The 20,307-nt window shown below is 70.6% G+C and carries 21 protein-coding genes; 7 read left to right on the forward strand and 14 right to left on the reverse strand.

The features are described 5' to 3' along the window. Positions 1 to 124: 124 nt before the first annotated feature. From G3I71_RS40895 to G3I71_RS40910, 4 genes are all read right to left on the reverse strand, one after another. Positions 125 to 1,342, reverse strand: a complete 1,218-nt coding sequence (locus tag G3I71_RS40895; RefSeq protein ID WP_164323251.1) for a C40 family peptidase — start codon at positions 1,340 to 1,342, stop codon at positions 125 to 127. Between the two features lie 103 nt (positions 1,343 to 1,445). Further along, entirely contained in the window at positions 1,446 to 1,766 is a 321-nt protein-coding gene (locus G3I71_RS40900) for a hypothetical protein (protein WP_164323253.1), read from the reverse strand. Between the two features lie 4 nt (positions 1,767 to 1,770). Next, positions 1,771 to 2,424: a TetR/AcrR family transcriptional regulator gene (locus tag G3I71_RS40905; protein ID WP_164323255.1), complete on the reverse strand. Its 654-nt coding sequence runs from the start codon at positions 2,422 to 2,424 to the stop codon at positions 1,771 to 1,773. Between the two features lie 45 nt (positions 2,425 to 2,469). Next, positions 2,470 to 3,414, reverse strand: coding sequence for a diiron oxygenase (locus G3I71_RS40910; protein WP_164323256.1), 945 nt, complete (start codon positions 3,412 to 3,414; stop codon positions 2,470 to 2,472). Between the two features lie 179 nt (positions 3,415 to 3,593). Here G3I71_RS40910 and G3I71_RS40915 point away from each other — a divergent pair, with 179 nt between their 5' ends. Continuing rightward, complete coding sequence (locus tag G3I71_RS40915) at positions 3,594 to 4,451, forward strand: hypothetical protein (RefSeq protein ID WP_164323258.1); 858 nt, start codon at positions 3,594 to 3,596, stop codon at positions 4,449 to 4,451. Here G3I71_RS40915 and G3I71_RS40920 read toward each other — a convergent pair. From G3I71_RS40920 to G3I71_RS40950, 7 genes are all read right to left on the reverse strand, one after another. After that, positions 4,432 to 4,977: a DUF3291 domain-containing protein gene (locus G3I71_RS40920; protein WP_164323260.1), complete on the reverse strand. Its 546-nt coding sequence runs from the start codon at positions 4,975 to 4,977 to the stop codon at positions 4,432 to 4,434. The genes G3I71_RS40915 and G3I71_RS40920 overlap by 20 nt on opposite strands. 44 nt (positions 4,978 to 5,021) lie before the next feature. Next, positions 5,022 to 6,479: a penicillin-binding transpeptidase domain-containing protein gene (locus G3I71_RS40925; RefSeq protein WP_164323262.1), complete on the reverse strand. Its 1,458-nt coding sequence runs from the start codon at positions 6,477 to 6,479 to the stop codon at positions 5,022 to 5,024. A gap of 35 nt (positions 6,480 to 6,514) precedes the next feature. Then, positions 6,515 to 7,936: an FtsW/RodA/SpoVE family cell cycle protein gene (locus tag G3I71_RS40930; RefSeq protein WP_203732709.1), complete on the reverse strand. Its 1,422-nt coding sequence runs from the start codon at positions 7,934 to 7,936 to the stop codon at positions 6,515 to 6,517. A gap of 68 nt (positions 7,937 to 8,004) precedes the next feature. Next, complete coding sequence (locus tag G3I71_RS40935; protein WP_164323264.1) at positions 8,005 to 8,571, reverse strand: SH3 domain-containing protein; 567 nt, start codon at positions 8,569 to 8,571, stop codon at positions 8,005 to 8,007. A gap of 67 nt (positions 8,572 to 8,638) precedes the next feature. Beyond that, positions 8,639 to 9,925: a HAMP domain-containing sensor histidine kinase gene (locus G3I71_RS40940; protein WP_164323266.1), complete on the reverse strand. Its 1,287-nt coding sequence runs from the start codon at positions 9,923 to 9,925 to the stop codon at positions 8,639 to 8,641. After that, positions 9,922 to 10,713 carry a hypothetical protein gene (locus tag G3I71_RS40945; RefSeq protein ID WP_164323268.1) on the reverse strand — a complete coding sequence of 264 codons (792 nt, stop codon included), beginning with the start codon at positions 10,711 to 10,713 and terminating at the stop codon, positions 9,922 to 9,924. Before G3I71_RS40945 ends, G3I71_RS40940 begins: the two co-directional genes overlap by 4 nt. 103 nt (positions 10,714 to 10,816) lie before the next feature. Further along, a complete protein-coding gene (locus G3I71_RS40950) occupies positions 10,817 to 11,323 on the reverse strand; it encodes a dual specificity protein phosphatase family protein (protein ID WP_203732711.1) in 507 nt (168 codons plus the stop codon). A gap of 123 nt (positions 11,324 to 11,446) precedes the next feature. On the opposite strand from G3I71_RS40950, the gene G3I71_RS40955 reads away from it, so the two are divergent. The 4 genes from G3I71_RS40955 to G3I71_RS40970 all read left to right on the forward strand — a co-directional run bounded on the left by G3I71_RS40955 (position 11,447) and on the right by G3I71_RS40970 (position 14,485). Next, a complete protein-coding gene (locus tag G3I71_RS40955; protein WP_164323272.1) occupies positions 11,447 to 12,250 on the forward strand; it encodes a nuclease-related domain-containing protein in 804 nt (267 codons plus the stop codon). A gap of 185 nt (positions 12,251 to 12,435) precedes the next feature. Continuing rightward, positions 12,436 to 12,933, forward strand: coding sequence for a hypothetical protein (locus G3I71_RS40960; protein ID WP_164323274.1), 498 nt, complete (start codon positions 12,436 to 12,438; stop codon positions 12,931 to 12,933). Between the two features lie 109 nt (positions 12,934 to 13,042). Further along, a complete protein-coding gene (locus G3I71_RS40965; protein ID WP_343243230.1) occupies positions 13,043 to 13,954 on the forward strand; it encodes a methyltransferase domain-containing protein in 912 nt (303 codons plus the stop codon). A gap of 9 nt (positions 13,955 to 13,963) precedes the next feature. After that, on the forward strand, positions 13,964 to 14,485 hold the full coding sequence (locus G3I71_RS40970; protein ID WP_164323250.1) for an SDR family oxidoreductase: 522 nt from the start codon (positions 13,964 to 13,966) through the stop codon (positions 14,483 to 14,485). Here G3I71_RS40970 and ligD read toward each other — a convergent pair. Continuing rightward, the gene (ligD, locus tag G3I71_RS40975; protein ID WP_164323276.1) at positions 14,409 to 15,278 is read right to left on the reverse strand and encodes a non-homologous end-joining DNA ligase; all 870 of its coding nucleotides are present in this window, start codon (positions 15,276 to 15,278) and stop codon (positions 14,409 to 14,411) included. The two genes, G3I71_RS40970 and ligD, sit on opposite strands and share 77 nt — an antisense overlap. A gap of 14 nt (positions 15,279 to 15,292) precedes the next feature. Here ligD and G3I71_RS40980 point away from each other — a divergent pair, with 14 nt between their 5' ends. Then, positions 15,293 to 16,327 (forward strand): Ku protein, encoded by a 1,035-nt coding sequence (locus G3I71_RS40980; protein ID WP_164323278.1) that lies wholly within the window; start codon positions 15,293 to 15,295, stop codon positions 16,325 to 16,327. A 67-nt stretch (positions 16,328 to 16,394) separates the two neighbouring features. Here the strand turns inward: G3I71_RS40980 and G3I71_RS40985 are convergent, their stop codons facing one another. Then, complete coding sequence (locus G3I71_RS40985; protein ID WP_164323280.1) at positions 16,395 to 17,693, reverse strand: beta-ketoacyl synthase; 1,299 nt, start codon at positions 17,691 to 17,693, stop codon at positions 16,395 to 16,397. 111 nt (positions 17,694 to 17,804) lie between these two features. Beyond that, a complete protein-coding gene (locus G3I71_RS40990) occupies positions 17,805 to 18,305 on the reverse strand; it encodes a MarR family transcriptional regulator (protein ID WP_164323305.1) in 501 nt (166 codons plus the stop codon). Between the two features lie 191 nt (positions 18,306 to 18,496). Between G3I71_RS40990 and G3I71_RS40995 the strand changes: the two genes are divergently transcribed. Next, positions 18,497 to 19,978: an MFS transporter gene (locus G3I71_RS40995; RefSeq protein ID WP_164323282.1), complete on the forward strand. Its 1,482-nt coding sequence runs from the start codon at positions 18,497 to 18,499 to the stop codon at positions 19,976 to 19,978. Positions 19,979 to 20,307 lie beyond the last annotated feature (329 nt).

Raw genomic sequence — 20,307 nt, forward strand, 5'->3', positions numbered from 1 at the left:
CGCCCGACCTGACGGCCCACAGACGGCCCACGGCCCCTTACGGGCACGCCAGTTGGAGGGAAACCGCTGGTAGAACGCCTGTTGGGCCGTGGGCCTGCTTCTCCGAGCCCGAGAAGACGGCCGCCTACCTGGGTTCGCTCACGGGCGCGTAGTCGGCGGCGGTGTCGGTGGTCCGCGTGGGCTCGGTCGCGAGGGAGTACCCCTCGTCCGATCCCGCCGTGGCGTCGGCGGGGAGCTTCGGCGGTGTGTACCGCCGCAGGGGCTCCCCGTCCGGGTCCGGCCGTACGGCGCCCAGCACCGGGTTGGCCGCGACCGGCGACACCTTCACCTTCGCGCCGGGACGCGGCGCCTGCACGACCATCCCGCCCCCGAGATAGAGGGCCACATGCGTCGCCCCGGGGAAGTAGACGACCAGGTCACCGGGGCGCAGCTCGGCCAGCGGGATGTGCGGCAGCCGCGCCCACTGCTCCTGGCTGGTCCGGGGAATGGGCCGCCCCGCCTCCTCCCAGGCCTGCGAGGTCAGCCCCGAGCAGTCGAACGACGCCGGCCCCTCGGCACCCCACTCGTACGGCTTCCCGAGCTGTGCCACGGCCTGCCGCAGTGCCCGCTCACCCTCCTCGGACGGCTTCCGGTCGGTGCTGAGCGCGCCCGAGGTGATGAACTCCCGCTGCTTCCCGGTCACTTCGCCGCGCTCCAACTCGGCCAGTTCGGCGAGCTGTTCGGTGCTCAGGGTGGCGAGCAGCTCCTCGACCTCCCGCAGCCGCGTCCGTACGGTGTCCCGGTCCCGCTTCTGCTGTTCGGCGAGGGTGAGTTGCTCGTCCAGGGCGGCACGGGCCGCGCGCGCCAGACCGTCGGTGCGCCGCTCGCCGCCGACCAGTCGGCCCACCGTCTCGGCCCGCTCCAGCGCCAACTGCCGGATCACATGGCCCTGTTCGAGGGCGTGCTGTGGATCGCGGGCCAGCAGCAGCTGTACGTACGGTGAGATGCCGGTGCTGCTCTGGTACTGCTGCCGGGCGAGCCGGCCGAGGGCGCCGCGTCGCTCGTGCAGGGAGAGGCGGGCGCGCACGAGCTGTCCGTCCAGCCGCCGTACCTCGGCCCGCTGCCGCTTCAGCCGCCCGGCGGTGGCGTCGTAGGTCCCGGTGGCCCGCTCGGCGTCCCGGTACAGCCGCTGAAGGTCTGTCAGGAGAGCGGCGACGGAGGGCTCCCCTTCCGCGGAGGGCTCGCTGGGGGACCGGGTCGCTGAGGGACCGGGGTCCGGTACGGCCAGTGCGGGGACGGGTGCGAGGAGTGTGCCGACCGCCATGGCCGCCGTACAGACCAGACGCAGAAGCCTTCCTGACACGTCATCACCTCCGGTGCGGAGCAGCCCTTCCGCTCCGCACCGCGAGCTTGTGACGCGGGCGCGAGGTCCGCGCGCCGAGCGTGCGCGGTTCGGCCCAACCCCGTCACCCGTCGGTGTCGTCCGGCTTGCCCTGCGGCGTGGCGGCTGGTGGTGTGGCCGGTTTCGACCACGGCCAGCGGAGCCTGCCGTCGCCGGTCTTGTCGCCCTCGGGGTCGTACGTGTACTTCCAGCCCGGGTGGAGGCCCAGCTTTCCCGGCCGGCCCTTGGGGGCGCGGCGGTAGACCAGTACGGTCGGGGGGCCGCCGGCCGCGTCCGGTACCGGGACCTTGTACGTCTTCGGCGGGTGGCCGGTCGGCCCGAGCAGGATGGGCAGCACGCGGCCGTCCAGGGGGCCGCCCTCGAAGGCGGTGTCTTGGCTCTTCACGGGATCAGTTTCCGGTATCCGGGCCCAGCGCGTCGCGTACGACCGCCGCGGTCTGCGGGTCGCGTCCTGCGGTCACGCCGAGCGACGCCGCGAACTGCTCCACCAGCCAGTCCCGCAGCTCGCCGACCGGCGGCACCTTGCCCTCGTCCAGCCAGATCAGCGAGGCCGCCTCGACCGAGGTGATCCACATCCGTACGGTCATCCGCAGCCGGGGGCCGGGTTCCGCGACCCCGAGATGGCTGAGGATGTGCTCGGCGGCGGTACGGCGGACCCGGTCGACTATGGCCGTCGTACGGGACGTCTCGACGACGCTGCCGCCCTGGAGGAGGGCGCTGAAGCCGGCGTCGTGCTCGTCGACGAAGGCGAGATAGCGGTCCAGGGCGCGGGAGAGGCGCTGGGCGAGCGGGCCCTCGGGGGGTTCGTCGAAGCAGAGTTCCAGTTCCTCGGCGGCGGAGCGGAGCGCGCCCTCGTACAGCTGCTGCTTGCCGCCGGGGAAGTAGCGGTACACGAGGGGGCGGGAGACGCCGGCCGCCTCCGCCACGTCGTCGAGCGAGACGTCCTCCGGGGGGCGGTGCGCGAAGAGGGAGAGGGCGGCTTCGAGCAGTTGGTGTCTCCGTTCCTCGACGCCCAGTCGTCGGTATGCGGGAGTGGAGGTCATGGGGGCAGCGTAATCGGGTGCCGCAGGCACGCATGCCCGCAGCGGTTACGCGGGGCTGGTGGGTGCCAGCAACCCGGACGCGACCCACAGTCGCCGCCCCACTCCCCGCAACACCCCGATGTCGTCCAGGAAGTCGGTGAGCCGCCGTGCCCCCGTCTGCATCACCTCCCGCCGGTGCCCGCTCGCCCGGACCTGCGCCATCGCCTCCGCCTTGTCCAGGCCGACGTTCGCGTAGACGTCCGGATTGACGAAGGCGACCGAGAAGATCCGGGCGAACTCGCCGGATGTGACGCGGGTGTACTCCTGGGACCACCTGGGGGCCGTCACCATCTGGCGGCGGAGTTCCTCACGGGCGTAGCGGACGTGGCGGGCCTCCTCGACCACATGGATCCTCGTCACGCCCCTGATCAGTGGCTGGACGCGCTCGTCCGGGAACGTCAGGCGCTGCATCCAGTCGAGGACCTCCTCGCCGAGCAGGGTCGCAGTGAAGGAACCGGGGGTGGTGGACACCGTCTTGAAGAAGCGGCCCAGGTTCTGGTGCGTCCGGCTGACCGGGTAGTACGGGGTGCCGCCGCGGCTGATCAGCCGGGCGAACATCTTCGAGTGACGGCACTCGTCCTCGATCTCCGTCAGGGCGTAACGGACGTGCGCGCTCGTCGCCGCCTTGTCGTAGATGTGCCGTACGAGGAGCTGCATCAGGATGATCTCGAACCAGATGCCGAGCGAGGCGAGCGCCGCCGCCTCGTGCCGGGAGAGCAGGATGCGCTGCTCCTCGCTCATCCGCTTCCACAGCGGAGTGCCGTAGAGGGAGACCAGCTCGGGCGGCCAGAACCACTTGCCGTCCTCGAAGGGGGCGTCCCAGTCCAGTTCCTTGTCCGGGTCGAAGGAGTGCTTGGCGGACGCGTCGAGCAGCCGTTCGGCGACCTGCTCCCGGTCCTTGAGCACGCCGAGCGCGTCGCGGAGTATCTCGGCTTCCGTCACTGTCGTCACCCTCTTATGAGACCGCTTGTCAGCAACTCGGTCAATCCCCTGGGGGCTACTTACGCGTCGAGCTGTGCGCAGAACTGTGCGCAGAACTGTGCGTAGAGCTATGCGTAGATCTGTGTGCGGAACTGCGCGCAGCCTTACGCACGGCTTACGCGGTCACCCGAGTGGAGTAGCGTGCTGGCGTGTCCACGACTCCGCCGCCCCGGCCGCCCGACGACCCCTTCGGCCCGCCCCCTTCGGGGCCCTACGGGCAGCAGCCGCCTCCGCCGCCGTACCAGGGCCCACAGCAGCCGGGCCCGTACGGCCAGCAGCAGCCGCCCCCGTTCCCCTACGGGCAGCAGCAGCCCTACGGTGCGCCCGGCCCCGCCGCCTGGGGCGCCCCGATGGCGCCGCCGCCCAAGAAGAGCCGGCTCGGGCTGATCCTCGGCATCATCGGCGGTGTCGTCGTGCTGGCGGTGGTGGGCGTGGCCGGCCTCTACTGGATCGGCGTGAAGTCCGACACCGGTTTTCCCGACGCCGAGTACAAGCTGACGCTGCCGCAGAAGGTCCTCGACGAGAAGTACGAGCTCGCCGGTGACCTCTCCGGCTCCGAGGGCAAGGCCATCGAGGACGAGGCCGACGGCGCCTGGGACGCCCGGGACACCAAGGCCGTGGTCGGTCAGTACAGCCTCGGCGGCGACCAGGCCAAGGGCACGCTGGTGATCTCCGGCATGTACGGACGGTTCAAGAACACCGGCCTGGCCCGCGACAACATGATGAAGGGCGCGGCAGGCGGCAGCGGAGCCAAGGTCGCCGTCAAGCCCAAGGACTTCAAGCCGGCCGGCTCCGACGTCACCGTCACCTGCGAGGTGCTCGTCCAGACCCAGGGCGGTACGGAGCTCACCATCCCCATCTGCGGCTGGGTGGACGGCAACACCGGTGCCTCCATCGCCGAGATCACCGCCGACACGGTCACGAAGAAGCCCGCCCAGGTGGACCTGGCGGCGGCTGCCGAGACCGCCGTCAAGATCCGCGACGAGATCAGGAAACCGATCGGCTGAGCGACTCCGGCACCGGGTCCGGGTCCGGTACGAGGTCCGACACCGGGTCCGCCAGCGGGCTCGACGGGCCTGGCGGGAATGACGTACGCAGGGTGAACGCGTACTCCGTCGGTCCGTGCGCACGCAGATGGAGGAGTCGGGTCTCCGCCTCCTCCACCGTCGGCCGGTGTCCCGCCGGCACCCACCACAGGGTCGTGACCGCCTCTGCAAGCCGCTCGAAGAACTCCCGGCGGCGCGCCAGCAACTCCCGGTGCCGGCCCTGGTACATGAACGCCGTGAGGGCGTCCATGTCCCGCCACACCGACATGTTCACCAGGATCCACTCGTCGTCGAACATGCGCGTGTCGGTCGCGTCGCCCGTCTCGCCCTGCAGCCTCCAGACGAATCCGTCCGAGGCGTCGGCTACGGCGTTCACGGGGTCGAGGCCGTCGGCGAACGGCTTCAACTGAGCTGAATCCAGAGGGGCCTTGAGGCGGCCGATGTTGACCTGGGCGAGTTCGTACGTGGCGTCGGATGATGGCGTCATGGCCGCACGGTAGGTCGGAGGTCCGGTCCGCGCACCCCCTTTTCTCACCTGCCGAGCACCGCCTCCATCACCGCCCGCGCGATCGGCGCCGCCGTCCCGCCCCCGCTGATGTCCGTACGGTCGGCGGAGGCGTCCTCGACCACCACCGCGACGGCCACCGTCGGCTCGACGTCCCGTTCGCCCTGCGCCCAGGAGATGAACCAGGCGTACGGCGTACCGGAGTTGCCGATGCCGTGCTGGGCGGTGCCGGTCTTGCCGCCGACCGTGGCGCCGGGGATCGCCGCGTTCGTGCCGGTGCCCCGCTCCACGACGTCCCGCATCAGCTCGCGCATCCGTACGGCGGTCGACGGACTCATCGCCCGGAGCCGGCTCCGTACACCCGAGGCCGCGACTGTCGTGCCGTGCGCGGTGGTTGTCCGCTCCACCAGATAGGGGGAGGGCACCTGGCCGCCGCCTGCGACCGCCGCCGCGACCATCGCCATCTGCAACGGCGTGGCCCGGGTGTTGTACTGGCCGATCGCGGACAGCGCCAGCTGTGCCTTGTCGACGTGGCGGTCGAAGGTGCTCCGCGCGACCGAGAAGGGGATGCGCAGCCCCGCGTCGTTGAAGCCGAACCCGTCCGCCGTGGTCGCCAGGTCGGCGACGCCCACGTCCACACCCAGCTTGGCGAAGACCGTGTTGCACGACCAGGTGAACGCGGCCCGCAACGAGACGTCCGCACATCCGTCGCCCTCGTTCGTCAGCACCGTGGACGTACCCGGCAAGCGGTACGGGTCGGGGGAGCGGGTCGGCTCGTCCAGATCGGTGACGACCCCCGCGTCGAGGGCCGCCGCCGCCGTGACCACCTTGAACGTCGAACCCGGCGGATACGTCTGCCGCACCGCCCGGTTGAGCATCGGCTTGTCCGGATCGCCGTTCAGCCGCCGCCAACTCCGTTCCACGGCAAGCCCGTTGCCGGACAGTGCCGCCGGGTCGTACGACGGCGCGGAGACCAGCGCGAGGACGCGCCCGGTCGACGGCTCCACGGCCGCCACCGCACCCTTGCGCCCGCCGAGCCCCTCGTAGGCGGCCTGCTGGGCGGCCGGGTCGATGGTGGTCACCACGTCGCCGCCCGGGTTCTGCGCGCGCGTCACGTCGTTCCACAGGGGGAACGGGGAGAGAAGCGGATCGCTGCCCGAGAGGATGCCGTCCTCCGCGTGCTCCAGGAACGTCGTGCCGTACACCTGGGAGGCGAAGCCGGTGACCGGGGCGTACAACGGGCCGTTCTTGTACGTCCGTTCGTACCGGAGCTGCTCCCCGGTGTCCGTGGACCCGGTGACCGGCCGTCGGCCGACCAGGATGGCACCGCGCGGCTGGCCGTAACGGGCGATCACCTGGCGGCGGTTGGCCGAGTTGTCGTCGTAGCGCTGGGCCTGGACGACCTGGACGCGGGTGAAGTTGACGAGGAGGGCGAGGAGCAACAGGGCGCAGAAGAGGGCGGCGTGCTTGATGCAGCGCGTCATCTGCCTTGGTTTTCTTGCCCGTTCGGGTTGTCTCGTCATGGTGTGGGCCGCCCGTCGTTGTTCTCTGTGTGCTGTCGCCGGGCCGAGTCGCTGATCCGGATCAGCAGCGCCACGATGATCCAGTTGGTGACGACGGACGAGCCCCCCTGCGCCAGGAACGGCATCGCCATACCGGTGAGCGGGATCAGGCCCGACACCCCGCCCGCGATCACGAACACCTGGAGCGCCACGATCGAGGCGAGGCCGACGGCGAGCAGCCGGCCGAAGGGGTCGCGCAGTGAGAGGCCCGCCCGGTAGCCGCGCTCCACGAGGAGGGCGTAGAGGATGACGATCGCGGAGAGACCGGCCAGCCCGAGTTCCTCGCCCGCCGTCGCCAGGATGAAGTCCGACTTGGCGGCGAAGCCGATCAGGATCGAGTGGCCGAGCCCCAGACCGGTGCCGAGCATGCCGCCCGCCGCGAACGCGAACAGCGACTGGGACAACTGGTTGGGACCCTGGCCGGCCTCGATCGTCGCGAACGGGTGCAGCCAGTCCTCGACGCGGCTGTGGACGTGCGGTTCGAGGGTGCCGACGGCGAAGGCGCCCAGCGCGGCCAGCAGCAGACCGACCGCGATCCAGCCGGTGCGGCCCGTGGCCACGTACAGGAGAACCACGAAGAGGCCGAAGAAGAGGAGCGAGGTGCCGAGATCGCGCTCCAGGACCAGTACGCCGACGCTGAGCAGCCAGATCGCGACGATCGGGCCGAGGACCCGCCCGGTGGGGAGCTGGAGCCGGCGCAGCCGCCAGATCTGGCGGCCGGTGTACGCGAGCGCGCCCCGGTTCGCGGCCAGGTACGCGGCGAAGAACACCGCCAGCAGCACCTTCGCGAACTCGCCCGGCTGGAAGGAGAATCCGGCGACCCGGACCCAGATACGGGCCCCGTTCACCGCCGGGAAGAAGATCGGGAGGATCAGCAGGACGAGGGCGGCGGCCACACAGACGTACGCGTACCGCTGGAGGACCCGGTGGTCGCGCAGCAGGACGACGACCACGATGAACAGCGCCACGCCCACCGTGGACCAGACGAGTTGGGCGGGGGCCGCCCGGTGCCCCGGCGTCTCCAGGTCGAGCCGGTAGATGAGGACCAGGCCGAGGCCGTTGAGCAGCACGGCGATGGGCAGCAGGAGCGGGTCGGCGCAGGGGGCGCGCCTGCGCACCGCGAGATGGGCGAGAAGCGCGAGCACGCCGAGCCCGGCGCCGTAACCGGCGGCGCCGGGCGGGACCGTGCCGTTCTTCGCGAGGCCCACATCGCAGTAGCCGTACACAGAGAGGAGGACGGCTACGACGATGAGGGCCAGCTCGATGCCACGGCGCCGGGGGACGCGCGGGGCGGGAGCGGAGGGATCCGCGGGCTCCGAGAGCCAGGGCTTCGGGGATTCCCCGTACTCCGCCGCCACGGTGGTTCCGGGCTTCGTCATGCCCGGAATCTACCCAAAATGAATGGAATGTTGCGTGACGCTGTGCCGGGTAAAGGGCACGACCAGGGTCAGCAGAAGCGCGGTGCGGCGCCGATGTTGTCGATGTAGCGGGCGGCGCCCCAGGCCCAGGTGCCGTCCGTCAGGAGGTACCAGAGCGAGTTGCCGTCGACGTTCTCGCCGCCGGTCTTGCAGAAGATGTTGACGATCGCGCCCTTCGGGACGACCCGGATGATCGCGCTGCCCCGGTTCGGCGCGCTGCGCAGCCGCAGTCCGCCGTTGGCGGTGACGATCCCCTTGTAGAGGACGGTGTTGCTGTTGCTGCTGGTGTTGTGCTGGCCCCAGCTGCTGTTGTTGCTCTGCTGGTTGTTGCTTTGTTGGTTGTTGTTCTGCTGGTTCCAGCTGTTGTTGCTCTGCTGCTGCCCGCCGCCGTCGTTGTTCTGACTGTTCTGGTTGCTCTGATTGCTTTGGCTACTCTGATTGTTCTGGCTGCTCTGGCTGTTCTGTTGCTGCTGGTTCCAGCTGCTGCCCCAGTCGTCGTCGGCGGGGCTCGCGAGTGCCGGGGTGACGGCGCCGACGGAGAGTGCGGTGGTGGCGGCGGCTATGCCGAGGCGGGTCAGGGTGGTCCGCGGTGACATGTGGGCTCCTTTGGCAGGACAGAGCTGACTAACCGCCACGCTAGGAGTGCGTCGTGTAAGGCGCCCGTCACGCTGGGCCGTTGGTGGCGGGCCCCCGTGATTCGGCCAGCGTGAGCGTTGCCAGAGCGCCACCGCCGTCACTCTCCGGCACGTTGGCGAAAGTCAGCCGGGCGCCCAGTACCTCCGCCTGGCCCAACGCGATCGTCAGCCCGAGCCCGTGCCCGGTCGCCCCGCCCTCCGTACGGAACCGCTGCGGCCCGTGCTCCACCAGGTACTCCGGAAAGCCGTCACCGTGGTCCCGCACGGTCACGACCGGACCGTCGACGGTCAGCGTGACGGGCGTACGGCCGTGCCGGTGGGCGTTGGCGACCAGGTTCCCGAGCACCCGTTCGAGCCGACGCCGGTCGGTGTCGACGAGGGCGTCACGGACGACGAGTGTCTCCGTGTCGGCTCCGGTGGCTCCGGAAGCCCGCACGACCCGTTCGGCGAGGGCGCCGAGCGCCTCGGTGTCGACCTCCAGCCGCTCCTTGCCCGTGTCCAGCCGGGAGATTTCGAGCAGGTCCTCGGTGAGTGTCCGCAGCGCGGCGACCCGGTCCCTGACCAGCTCGGTCGGCCGCCCGGCAGGCAGCAGTTCGGCTGCCGCGTGCAGCCCGGTGAGCGGGGTGCGCAGCTCGTGGGCCACGTCGGCGGTGAAGCGCTGTTCGCTGAGCAGTTTCCGTTGCAGCGAGGCGGCCATGGTGTCGAGGGCGGCGGCGACGGCGGCGACCTCGTCCGGCGAGCGGTTCGGGTCCTGCGTACGGGCGTCGTCGACGCGGGCGTCCAGGTCGCCGGCGCTGATCCGGCGGGCCACCTGGGCGGTCGCGTGCAGCCGACGGGTCACCCGGGTCACCGCGAACGCGCCGACCAGCAGTGTCGCGCCGATGGCGAGGCCCGACGACCACAGGATGGCCCGGTCGAGGCCGTCGATCGTACGGGCGCTCTGCGAGTAGTCGAGGGCGACGGCGAGTGCGTGCCCGCCGTCCGCGGGACCGGCCGCCCACATCGTCGGCACCCCGTCGTGGTCGGTCACCATCGTGCCGCGCTCCCCGGCCGCGGCGAGCGTCCGCAGCGCCTTCGGCAGCCCCTCGGGATCGATACCGGCGTGCGGCCTCAGCGCGTCCCCGGCCTCGTACGCCGCCGTGGCCTCCACCAGCCGGGACAGGGCGCGGTCGCGAGCCTGGTCGACGGTCTGATGGGTCACCGAGACATGCACGAGGACGCCGAGCAGGGCGGCGAGGGCGCAGCACATCCCGGTGATGAACAGGGCGGCCTTGGCTGCGAGGGTGCCTGCCCACCCGGGCAGCGAGACCCTCACCGGGCACTCTCGGAGGAGGAGGGCAGGGGTGAGGAGAGGCGCTTGGGTTTGCCGGTACGGAGGAACTCGTCCCGGGTGAGCAGCATCGCCTTCTGCTCGGAGTCCCAGGTCCACTGGGTGCGGTACTCGTACCCCGGGATCTGCGACGGCGAGCGGATGATCACGGCCCGGCCGGCCAGTTCCACGGCGGTCACGGCGTCGTCGTTCGCCATGATCTGCACCAGCCTGTGCCGCTGGAAGGTGTACACGCGTACGGCCGTCCCGTTGCCCGGCAGCAGCCGGAAGCCGAGGGCCATGTCGTCGCGGCCGTCGCCGGTGAGGTCGCGGTAGTAGGCCTTGAGGACGGGACAGGCACTGGTACCGCCGCCGGTATCAGTGTCGGTGTCGGTTCCGGTGTCGGTACCTGTATGGCTCTTCCGGCCGCAGGCGGCCATTCCGGCGGCCGTTCCGGCGTACGGGGAGCCGTCGGCGGTGTAGGTGTCGGCGTGCCTGGCGATCTCGGCCCGTACGACGGCCACCGGGTCGACCTTGTGGATGTCGTCGCCGGGGGCGGTGACGCCCTTCACGGTCTCGGTCTCGGCCTCGCCGTAGTCCCAGGCGGGGCTGGAGGCGGCGGGCAGCTCGGGCCAGAGCCGGGCGGGGCTGACGGCGGTGGCGGTCGGCCCGGCCCCGCGCAGCCCACCGGCGTCACCGCAGGCGGAGGTGGCGGTGGCGAGGGCGAGAACGGCGAGGGCGGCGCGGGAGACGCGCAGGGCGCGGGCAGCGCGGGAGGTGCGGCTGGGATTCACTGCACTCCTGCGAGAGGGCCGGGGAGGATGTGGCGGGCGACGGTGGATGAGCCGCTTCCTCCACGACACCTTATTCGCAGGGAAGTCGCATTTGCGGGGCGGGTTACTCCGTCAGTTCCTCCAGCAGCCGGGCCGTGGACAGGCCCGTCCGCAGGTACTCCACGAACCTTTCGTTGTGCAGGGCCCACGGGGAGCGGCGGGACCTGATGAGCCGGATCGCCTCCTCGGTGTCGTACCCGTCGAGGACGAGGGCGTGCGCGACGACGAGCCCCGAGCGGTTGTAGCCGCTGTAACAGCGCACGAGCACCCTGCGCCCGTCCTCCAGCGCGGCGCACACGGCCTCGGCGAGCCGGATCACGCCGGCGAGCTGGGTCCCGTCGAGCGGCCCGTCCGGGATGGACCACACGTGATGCTCGACGCCGGGATCGGGCCCGTACCCGGGCAGCTTGAGCAGGGTCATGACCAGGTCGAACTCATCGTGCACGACGGCGAACTCGATCTCCCCCGGGCGACGAGTGAACTCGTGTCCGCCCATCCACAGCCCGGGCACGATCTCGCTCCACGGCTTGCCCGGAGCCGGCACGTCGGGCTCCTTCCTGCGGGTCCGCAACTACGCCGCCTCCCCCACTCGGGCACCCAACTCCGCCCCAACTCCCTTCAAAGGTAACCGGGTCCTTGCCCCCGCAGCACCCCGCCTGTTCCCATGGCCATGCGGGGATAGGGGTGATGGTGGATGAGCGGACTGCGCGTCGTACCGGCCTGGCGCCAAGGTCACGAACGGTTGTACGTGTGCCTGACGGACGGGCGGAACATCGCCTGGTACGACCGTGAGTCGTCCCGGGTCAACCTGCTGAGCGACGACCTCAGAGGGGACGTACTGGAGGCCCTGGGCCCGTTCCTGACGGGCCCGGTCACGGTGGGCCCGCCCCCGGTCCCGACCCCGGCGGAACTGGCCCGCCTCTCCCTCCACCCCGACGACGACCTGGCCCCGAACCGTCCCGGCGAGGCCCTCCAGATCGCCCTGGACCGCGACCCGGGCCCACCCCACCGTTTCCGCCCGGACCCCCGAAGGCGTGCCCTGACGGCGGAACAGGCGGTGGGTGAGGCCCTGGAGGCACTGGAGGGCGCGGGCTGGCACACCCTGCACTCGCTCCCGCTTCCCGGCGGCGACCGGATCCACCACCTGGTGATCGGCCCGGGGGGACTGTTCGCGGTGCACACGCTGTACGCCCGTAAACAGCGGGTACTGGTGGCCGACCCGATGGTCTCCCTGGGGCGCCGGGACCCCGACCCGCTACTGCGCCGGGTACGTTCGGACGCCGACCGGGCCTCGTACGCGCTGACGGCCGAGGTCCACCCCGTCCTGGCTCTGGCAGGTCCGGCCGACCTGCGGATCACGGTTCCGCTGCGGGAGGTCAGGGTGCTCCAGGACACGGATCTGTCGGGGCTGGTGCGCCTCGGGGGCGTACTGAAACCGGCGGACGTGGAGGCACTGCACGCGGTGGCTCGGGACCGGGGGACCTGGGGGCGGGTCTAGGCCGTTTCGTTTGGATCAAGTTCTTGATGAAGTTCTGGATCAAGTGATGCGGGCAGGATCGATGGACAAGGAAGGCGCCTCTGACTGAGGGTTGATCTCGCCTCAGTCGCCCAGATCCTGTAACCGGTGGCGACCGACCTTGGAAGTGATCTTCCGGGTTGTGACGGGGAAGCGAAGGGGGAGCCGTGGCCGCTGAGGTGACGGGGAGTTTCGAGTACAGGATCACGCACAGCATCAGCAGGGAGTCGGGCAACAGGCCGTCCCGGACGATCTGTCTCAGCAACGCCATGACCGGTTGTCTGGAGCGTTTCGACAAGCGGGTGAACGAAACCGTTGAGACGTGCGACCACTGCGGGGCGCGGCTCCTGGTGGCCCTTCCGTCGTTCGCGGAAGTGCGCCGTCAGCAGCGAGTGCACGGGGTGTTGTGGAAGGTCTATGCCTTGGCGACGATCCTCTGTGGCTACGGATTCCTGCAGGTGATCCACATGACGGGCAAGGGATCCGGGCCCCTTTTCGCCTTCTGTGTCACCGTGTGCGCGACCCTCTTCTTCGCGTACCTGACCCTGCTGAGCGGGCTGGGATCGGTCACCATGGGAGGGCCCGATGTCACCCGCGTCGACAATCGGGACCACGGAGACATCTCGCACCGCTGGTCCTGGGTGACAGGCGCCGACGACTCGTGACGCGACGCGACGGGCTCCACGGTCGCCTGTCCGGAACACGAGGACTCATCGTGAGCGCCCCCCGGATATTCGAGTGAACGTGCGGGACGGGCTGCGTAGGGTGGCGGCCGTGGACCCAGCTGACTTCTACACCGGTATCGTCGCGGACCTCTACGGACCGCTGAAATCCTCGTCCCAGGACCCCGAGCCCTACGCGGACTTCATCCGGCAAGCCGGTGTGCCGGCACTGGAACTTGGATGCGGAGACGGTGATCCGCTGCTCGAACTGCGCCGACGCGGCTTGGACGTGGAGGGCGTCGACTCCTCCGAGGACATGCTCGAACGCCTCCGTCGCCGGGCAGCCGAACAAGGCATCGGTGCCACCGTGTTCCACCAGCGTATGGAAGCTCTGAGCCTGCCCCGCCGCTACCGGGCGATCTTCCTCGCCGGACCGACCTTCACCCTGCTCCCCGACGACGACGCGGCGCTGGCCGCCCTGCGCGCCATCCGCGCTCACCTGGCGGAGGGCGGCACCGCCCTGGTACCCCTGTTCACCCCCGCACCGACCCCGGCCGACCAGATCGGCCAGGTACGCACGGCTGTGGCCCCCGACGGGGCGGAGCTTCGGTTTTCCATCGTGGCCGAGCAGCGCGACGAGACAGCCCGGACCCAGACGACGCTTCTGCGCTACGAACGCCACCACGGCTCGGACAGCAGCGTCGTGGAGCGCCCGTGGATCCTGCACTGGTACACCCGGGACCAGTTCGAGAAGCTGGCCACGACCGCCGACCTGACGGTGACCACGGTCACCGACCCCGACGGCAAGCCCGTGTCCGCCGACGCCACCGGACTGCTGCACTTCCGGCTTCAGGTCAGCTGCCCCCCTCCCTTGAGCGTGGTCTGCGACGCCACCTCGACCGAGCGGGTCAGGGCACTCGCCGCCCAGCTCGGCGACCTGGACGTCCTGGTCAATGCCGCCGGAGGGCTGCCCGAGCCCGTGTCCGGCGACCCGTCGACGCTGGAAGCGCAACTGGCCCAGTAGCACACCAGCTTGGCCCAGAACTTGCTCACCGCGGTACTGACCACCGTCGCGCTCCAGGACAAACTCACCGGCGGCGGCTGCGTCATCAGCATCGGCTCGGTCGGTGCCGAGTGCCGAGGCGGCTCCTACGGCGCGGCCAAAACGGCCCTGGCCGCCTGGAACGCCTCGCTGTCCGCCGGACTCGCGCCCGAGGGCATCACCTGCAACGTGATCTCTGCGGGCTTCGTCGCCGACACGAACTTCTTCCAAGGCGGACTGACCGAAGAACGCCATCGCGCGCTCGCGGAGGAGGCGCACAACAAGCGCCCGGGAACAGTCGACGACATCGCGCAGACGGCCTACTTCCTCGCTTCACCGGGGCCCGCCACATCACCGGCCAGACCATCCACGTCAACGGAGGCGCCTTCACCACGCGGTAGTGCCGGACGGATGCCGAGCCATGTCCCCCACGCGCTCACGGCGGCGGTGGCAGGAGCGGGGACAGCAGGTCCCCGTACGAGTCCAGGCGGGGCGCGATGTCCCCTGCCCTGAAGGCGAGTTGGGCCGGGCTGGTGCACCCCGCCACCTCCTCCCACGTCACCGGGGTCGACGCCGTCGGCTCGGCGCGGGCCCTCAGCGTGTACGGCGTTGCCGTCGTCTTCCGGGCCGCGTTCTGGCTGTAGTCGACGAAGACCTTTCCGGGGCGCAGGCTGCGGGTCATGCGGTGGACGACCAGGTGGGGGAGGGTGTGTTCCGCCTCGACCGCCAGAGCCTTCGCGTACGCGGTGATCTCGCCGGACGTGGTCCGGGCCGCCGGTGTCGCCAGCAGGTGCAGGCCCTTCGAGCCGGACGTCTTCGCGTAGGTCTCCAGCCCATCCGCTGCCAGTCGGTCCCTTAGCCACAGTGCCACCTCGCAGCACTCCACGATCGTCGCCGGATGGCCGGGGTCAAGGTCGAGGACCAGTCGGTCGGCCTCGCCGGGGGCGTCGATCAGCCACTGCGGGGTGTGGAACTCCGTGACCAGGTTCGCCGCCCACATCAGCGAGGGCAGGTCCTGGATCAGGACCATGTGTGCCGGGCCCTCCGAGCGAGGGACCTCCGCCGTCGTGACCCAGTCGGGCGTACCCGGCGGCACGTTCTTGGTGAAGAAGACCTGGCCGTCGGGGCCGTCCGGGTAGCGGAGGAAGGAGACCGGGCGGTCGTGGAGGTGGGGGAGGAGGACGTCCGCCGTGGTGGCGTAGTAGTGGAGCAGCTCGCCCTTGGTGAAGCCCGTCGCCGGGTGGATCACCTTCTCCAGGTTGGAGAGGACCACCCTTCGCCCCTCCACCTCCGTGATCGGCGTCATACGATGAGAATCCCATGAAAGCGGGGCAAAGCGTCCCTGGAGGACCGGAGGAAGGTTCCCTCGTGCGATCCATCTGGAACGGCGCCATCTCCTTCGGGCTGGTCAGCATCCCGATCAAGCTCGTCAACGCCACCGAGAGCCACTCGATCTCCTTCCGGCAGATCCACGTCGAGGACGGCGGGCGCATCCGGTATCGCAAGGTGTGCGAGATGGAGGACCGGGAGGTCCGGGGGGACGAGATCGGCAAGGCGTACGAGGGTGCCGACGGGTCGATGATTCCGATCACCGACGACGATCTGGCGTCGCTGCCCCTGCCCACCGCCAGGACCATCGAGATCGTCGCCTTCGTGCCCGGTGATCGTATTGATCCGCTTCAGATGGACACCGCCTATTACCTGTCCGCGAACGGGGTCCCGGCCGCCAAGCCCTACATCCTGCTGCGCGAGGCCCTGAAGCGCAGCCAGAAGGTCGCCATCGCCAAGTTCGCGCTCCGGGGGCGGGAGCGGCTCGGCATGCTGCGGGTCGTCGACGACGTCATCGCCATGCACGGGCTGCTCTGGCCCGACGAGATCCGGGCCACGGACGGGGTCGCACCGGATACGGGCGTCACCGTGCGGGACCAGGAGCTCGATCTCGCCGACGCCCTCATGGCCACCCTCGGCGAGGTCGACCTCGCCGACCTGCACGACGACTACCGCGAAGCCGTCGAGGAACTCATCGCCGCGAAGGCCGCCGGCGAGGAGGCGCCGCACGCCCCGGCGCCGAGCGGTGGCGGCAGGGTGCTGGACCTGATGGCCGCGCTGGAGAAGAGCGTGCGGGAGGCGAAGGAGTCGCGGGGCGAGCAGGAGAAGGCGGCGGAGGGCGAGGTCCAACCCCTGCGGGGACGTCGTACACCTGCCAAGGCCACCCCCAAGGCCGAGCCCGGGAAGAAGTCGACCTCCACAGCGAAGAAGACCACCACCGGCAACAAGTCGACCAGCACCGCCAAGAAGACCCCGGCCAAGAAGGCGGCTGCCAAGAAGACGGCCACCCGCAAACGTTCGGCGTGACAGCGCCCCGATAGGGGCGCGGGGAACTGCGCGACAAGCCCCCACTGGCCCGCAGCCAACGAACCGCCTATCCAGCGAAGCGCTCGCGCCGCAACGCCAGTACCGCGTTGTGCCCGCCGAACCCGAACGAGTTGCTGAGGGCCAGATCGCCGTGGCCCGGCAGCGGGCGCGGGTCGCCCCTCACCACGTCCAGGGCGATCGCCTCGTCCTGTTCCCCCTCCGCGCAGCCGATCGTCGGCGGGATCGTGCCGTGGTGCAGGGTCAGGACCGTCGCCACCGCCTCCACCCCGCCCGCGGCACCCTGGAGGTGGCCGAGGTGGCCCTTCAGGGCCGTGACGGGGGCCGGGGTGGCGCCCAGTACAGCCCGCAGGGCGTTCGCCTCCGCCAGGTCGCCGTCGATCGTGGCCGTGGCGTGGGCGTTGACGTGGACCACGTCGGCGGGGCGGCCTCCGGCGTCGCGCAGGGCGCGGCGGAGGGCCAGCGCCACTCCGGTGCCGGACGGGTCGGGCGCCGCCATGTGGTGGGCATCGGCCGACAGGCCCCAGCCGGCCGCCTCGCAGTAGACGCGGGCGCCCCTCGCCCGGGCGTGCTCCTCGGACTCCAGGACCAGGAAACCCGCGCCCTCGCCGTTGACGAAACCGTCCCGGTCCCTGGCGAAGGGGCGGGACGGCAGGTCACCGGCGGGGCGCGTCGACAGGGCGCGCATGGCGGCGAACGACGCCATGATCGCCGGGGTGACGACAGCCTCGGCGCCTCCCGCGAGGGCGACGTCGACGTGGCCGTACCGTATGCGGTCGATTGCCTGGCCGATCGCCTCCGTGCCCGACGCGCAGGCGCTGGTCACCGTGCGGGCCTCGCCCGTGATGCGCAGGGCCAGCGAGATCTGGGAAGCCGCCTGCGACGGCACCGTCATGGGGGTGGTGAGCGGCGAGACCGCCCGGGGCCCCTTCTCGCGCAGCCTGCGGTCGCCGCCGACGAGGACTGACGCGTCGCCGAGGATCGCGCCCACCGACACCCCGACGCGCTCGGGGGACAGACCGCTCGCCTCCGTGCCCGAACCGTCGAAGCCCGCGTCCAGCCAGGCCTCCCGCGCCGCCAGTACGCCGAACTGCGCGGACCGGTTCATCCGGCGTGCCTGGGCGCGGGGGAGCAGGCCGGCCGGGTCCACGGGGACCGTGCCCGCCACGCGGACGGGCAGGCCGGTGAACTCCTCGCCGGTCAACTCCCTTATTCCGCAACGGCCTTCGAGGAGACCTCGCCAGAGATCGGGTACTCCGACGCCGAGCGGGGTGATGGCGCCCAGACCGGTGACGACGACCCGGCGGGCGACGGTGGGGTGCTGGCGGACATCCGGCTCGGGGTGCATGACGATGCTGCCTCCCGGAGTGCGGCGCGGGACGGTCGGCGCACCTCGACTCTGCCCGTGTCAGGGGCAGTTCATGCCGGGATGGTTCAGGCTTCAATCGTCAACGTACGTTCACTGCCTGCGGGCGATGTCGGTGCTGTCCGGCCCGTCGGCTGCTCGGTCGCGCGGCCACGGACGCCCGTCCAGTCGCTCCACATCACGGTTGAGGCGGCTCAGTTGGGCGGCGAAGTCCGCGACCTCCCCGGCCGTCCAGTCAGCCATCACCTTGGCCAGGCCCTCCAGGTTCGCCGCGCGGTCGGCGGCCAGCCGGTGCTCGCCCTTCTCCGTCATCGCGAACTTGCGCGCCATGCCGCCTTCGGGGTCGGGGATGCGTTCGACGACTCCGGCCCGGACCATCGCTGCGGTCTGCCGGTTGAGCGTGGACGCGTCGAGGCTGAACGCGGCGCTGAGCTGGCCGATCGACATCGGCCCCTCCACCTGGATACGGCAGAGGAGGGTGTACGCACTGCGGTCGAGCCGTTCTGGCGCGCCCCCCGCTCTCGGTGAGCGCAGGTGCATGTGCCGACCGAGGAGCATCGTCTCGAACTCGATCAGATCAAGGGGTTTGTCCACGTCGTTGTCGATGTTGATGTCGCTGTCGTTGTCGACGCGGTCGTTCGTCGGCTTGTCCACGCGGCTGCTTCCTTCGGCTCCTGGGCGGGTCTTCCCTTCGGTGGACCCGCTCCCAAGTTAGTGCGTTGATCGGCTATGTGTATGCTGCACATCTCGTGCATCATGCACATCGCTTGCGAGGGAGCAACCCAGTGGACAGTTCCAAGCCCGACGCCGGGCCGGGTCCCGGCAGAGTCGTCGGCATCCTCGCCTTCGCCGGCATCGTGGCCGCGATCACGCAGACCCTCGTGGTCCCGCTGATCGGGGAGCTGCCGAGCCTGTTCGACACCTCCGCCTCGAACGCCTCCTGGGTGATCACCGCCACCCTGCTGGCCGCGTCCGTCGTGACCCCGGTCGCCGGGCGGCTCGGCGACATGTACGGCAAGAAGCGCATGCTGCTCGTCTCGCTCGTGCCGCTCGTCCTGGGCTCCGTCCTCTGCGCGCTGTCGTCCTCCGTGATCCCGATGATCGCCGGGCGCGGACTGCAGGGCATGGGCATGGGCGTCGTACCCCTGGGCATCAGCCTGCTGCGTGACGTCGTACCGGCGGAGAAGCTCGGCTCGTCCATCGCGGTCATGAGCGCGTCCATGGGGGTCGGCGGCGCGCTCGGGCTGCCGTTCTCCGCGGCGATCGCCGAGAACGCCAGCTGGCGGGTGCTGTTCTGGGTCGTGGCCGCGCTGGCCCTCGCCGTCGCCACGCTGATCTCGGTCTTCGTGCCCGACGGGCGCGAGAACACGGCCTCCGGGCGCTTCGACGTACTCGGCGCGATCGGGCTCGGCATCGCGCTGATCTGCCTTCTCCTCGCGGTGTCGAAGGGCGCCGACTGGGGCTGGGGCAGCGGCACCACCCTCGGGCTGTTCGCCGTCGCCGTGATCGTGCTGCTGGCCTGGGGCCGGTGGGAGCTGCGCAACGCCGAGCCGCTGGTGGACCTGCGTGTGACCGCCCGTCCGCAGGTGCTGATGACCAACGCGGCCTCGATCCTCGTCGGGTTCGCGATGTACGCGCAGTCCCTGGTCATCCCCCAGCTGCTGCAGCTGCCCAAGGAGACCGGCTACGGGCTCGGCGAGTCCATGCTGGCCATGGGGCTGTGGATGGCTCCGGCCGGCCTGATGATGATGCTCATGTCGCCGCTCGGCGCCATGCTCTCCGCCAAGTCCGGCCCCAGGATCACGCTCTCCGTCGGCAGCCTGATCGTCGCCGTCGGGTACGGGATCTCCCTGCCGCTCGTCGGCTCCGGCTCCGCCTGGGGTCTGCTCGCGGTCACCATCGTCTGCAGCACGGGTGTCGGCTTCGCCTACGGCGCCATGCCGGCGCTCATCATGAGTGCGGTCCCGCAGTCCGAGACCGCCTCCGCCAACAGCTTCAACACCCTGATGCGTGCGATCGGCAGCTCGGTCTCGGCCGCCGTCATCGGCGTCGTCCTGGCCCAGATGACCACCGACTTCGGTGGCTTCGCGCTGCCCTCCGAGGCCGGATTCCGGGCCGCCATGATGCTCGGCTGCGGTGTCGGCCTCGCGGCGGCGGTCGTCGCCTTCCTCATCCCGGTCCGCCCGGTGGAGGCGACTTCGGCGGCCGAGGCGGCTCCGGAGGCCCTCGCTCCCGAGGTGTCCCACGTGTCCGAGGCGAAGGGCTGACAGCGACCACCCCGCCCTCGCGGCGAGCCGACCTCCCCGGGTTTCCGCCGGGGAGGTCGGCTCGTTCTGTCGTGTCCTGCCCCTTGTTCGGGAAGGGGCGGTGGAATTAGATGGTCTGTCAGTGTCGCCCGGCAGTGGCCTTAGGCCGTGCCGAAGGGCTCTCTCAAGCATGGCCGGATTCGGCCGCCGGGATGCCGACATGAAGAATTTACAAGGTTTCCTTAGCCTGCCCACCGTGTTTCCGAGGCGTGATCCGGAAGTGAATTCAACCGGGTTTCTGACAGCTCACTCATGGTTACGGTGTGCCGCTGGGTCTGCGGTGATGTCGA

Source organism: Streptomyces sp. SID12501 (genome assembly GCF_010550245.1).
GTDB lineage: Bacteria > Actinomycetota > Actinomycetes > Streptomycetales > Streptomycetaceae > Streptomyces.

What these genes read in the sequence shown, in the direction of transcription:
- G3I71_RS40925 (WP_164323262.1), bottom strand. Translation starts at nt 6,479, where the DNA reads ATGACGCGCTGCATCAAGCACGCCGCCCTCTTCTGCGCCCTGTTGCTC.
- ligD (WP_164323276.1), bottom strand. Translation starts at nt 15,278, where the DNA reads ATGACGCCGATCACGGAGGTGGAGGGGCGAAGGGTGGTCCTCTCCAAC.
- G3I71_RS40955 (WP_164323272.1), top strand. Translation starts at nt 11,447, where the DNA reads ATGAGCGGACTGCGCGTCGTACCGGCCTGGCGCCAAGGTCACGAACGG.
- G3I71_RS40905 (WP_164323255.1), bottom strand. Translation starts at nt 2,424, where the DNA reads ATGACCTCCACTCCCGCATACCGACGACTGGGCGTCGAGGAACGGAGA.
- G3I71_RS40935 (WP_164323264.1), bottom strand. Translation starts at nt 8,571, where the DNA reads ATGTCACCGCGGACCACCCTGACCCGCCTCGGCATAGCCGCCGCCACC.
- G3I71_RS40920 (WP_164323260.1), bottom strand. Translation starts at nt 4,977, where the DNA reads ATGACGCCATCATCCGACGCCACGTACGAACTCGCCCAGGTCAACATC.
- G3I71_RS40985 (WP_164323280.1), bottom strand. Translation starts at nt 17,693, where the DNA reads ATGCACCCCGAGCCGGATGTCCGCCAGCACCCCACCGTCGCCCGCCGG.
- G3I71_RS40930 (WP_203732709.1), bottom strand. Translation starts at nt 7,936, where the DNA reads ATGACGAAGCCCGGAACCACCGTGGCGGCGGAGTACGGGGAATCCCCG.
- G3I71_RS40980 (WP_164323278.1), top strand. Translation starts at nt 15,293, where the DNA reads ATGAAAGCGGGGCAAAGCGTCCCTGGAGGACCGGAGGAAGGTTCCCTC.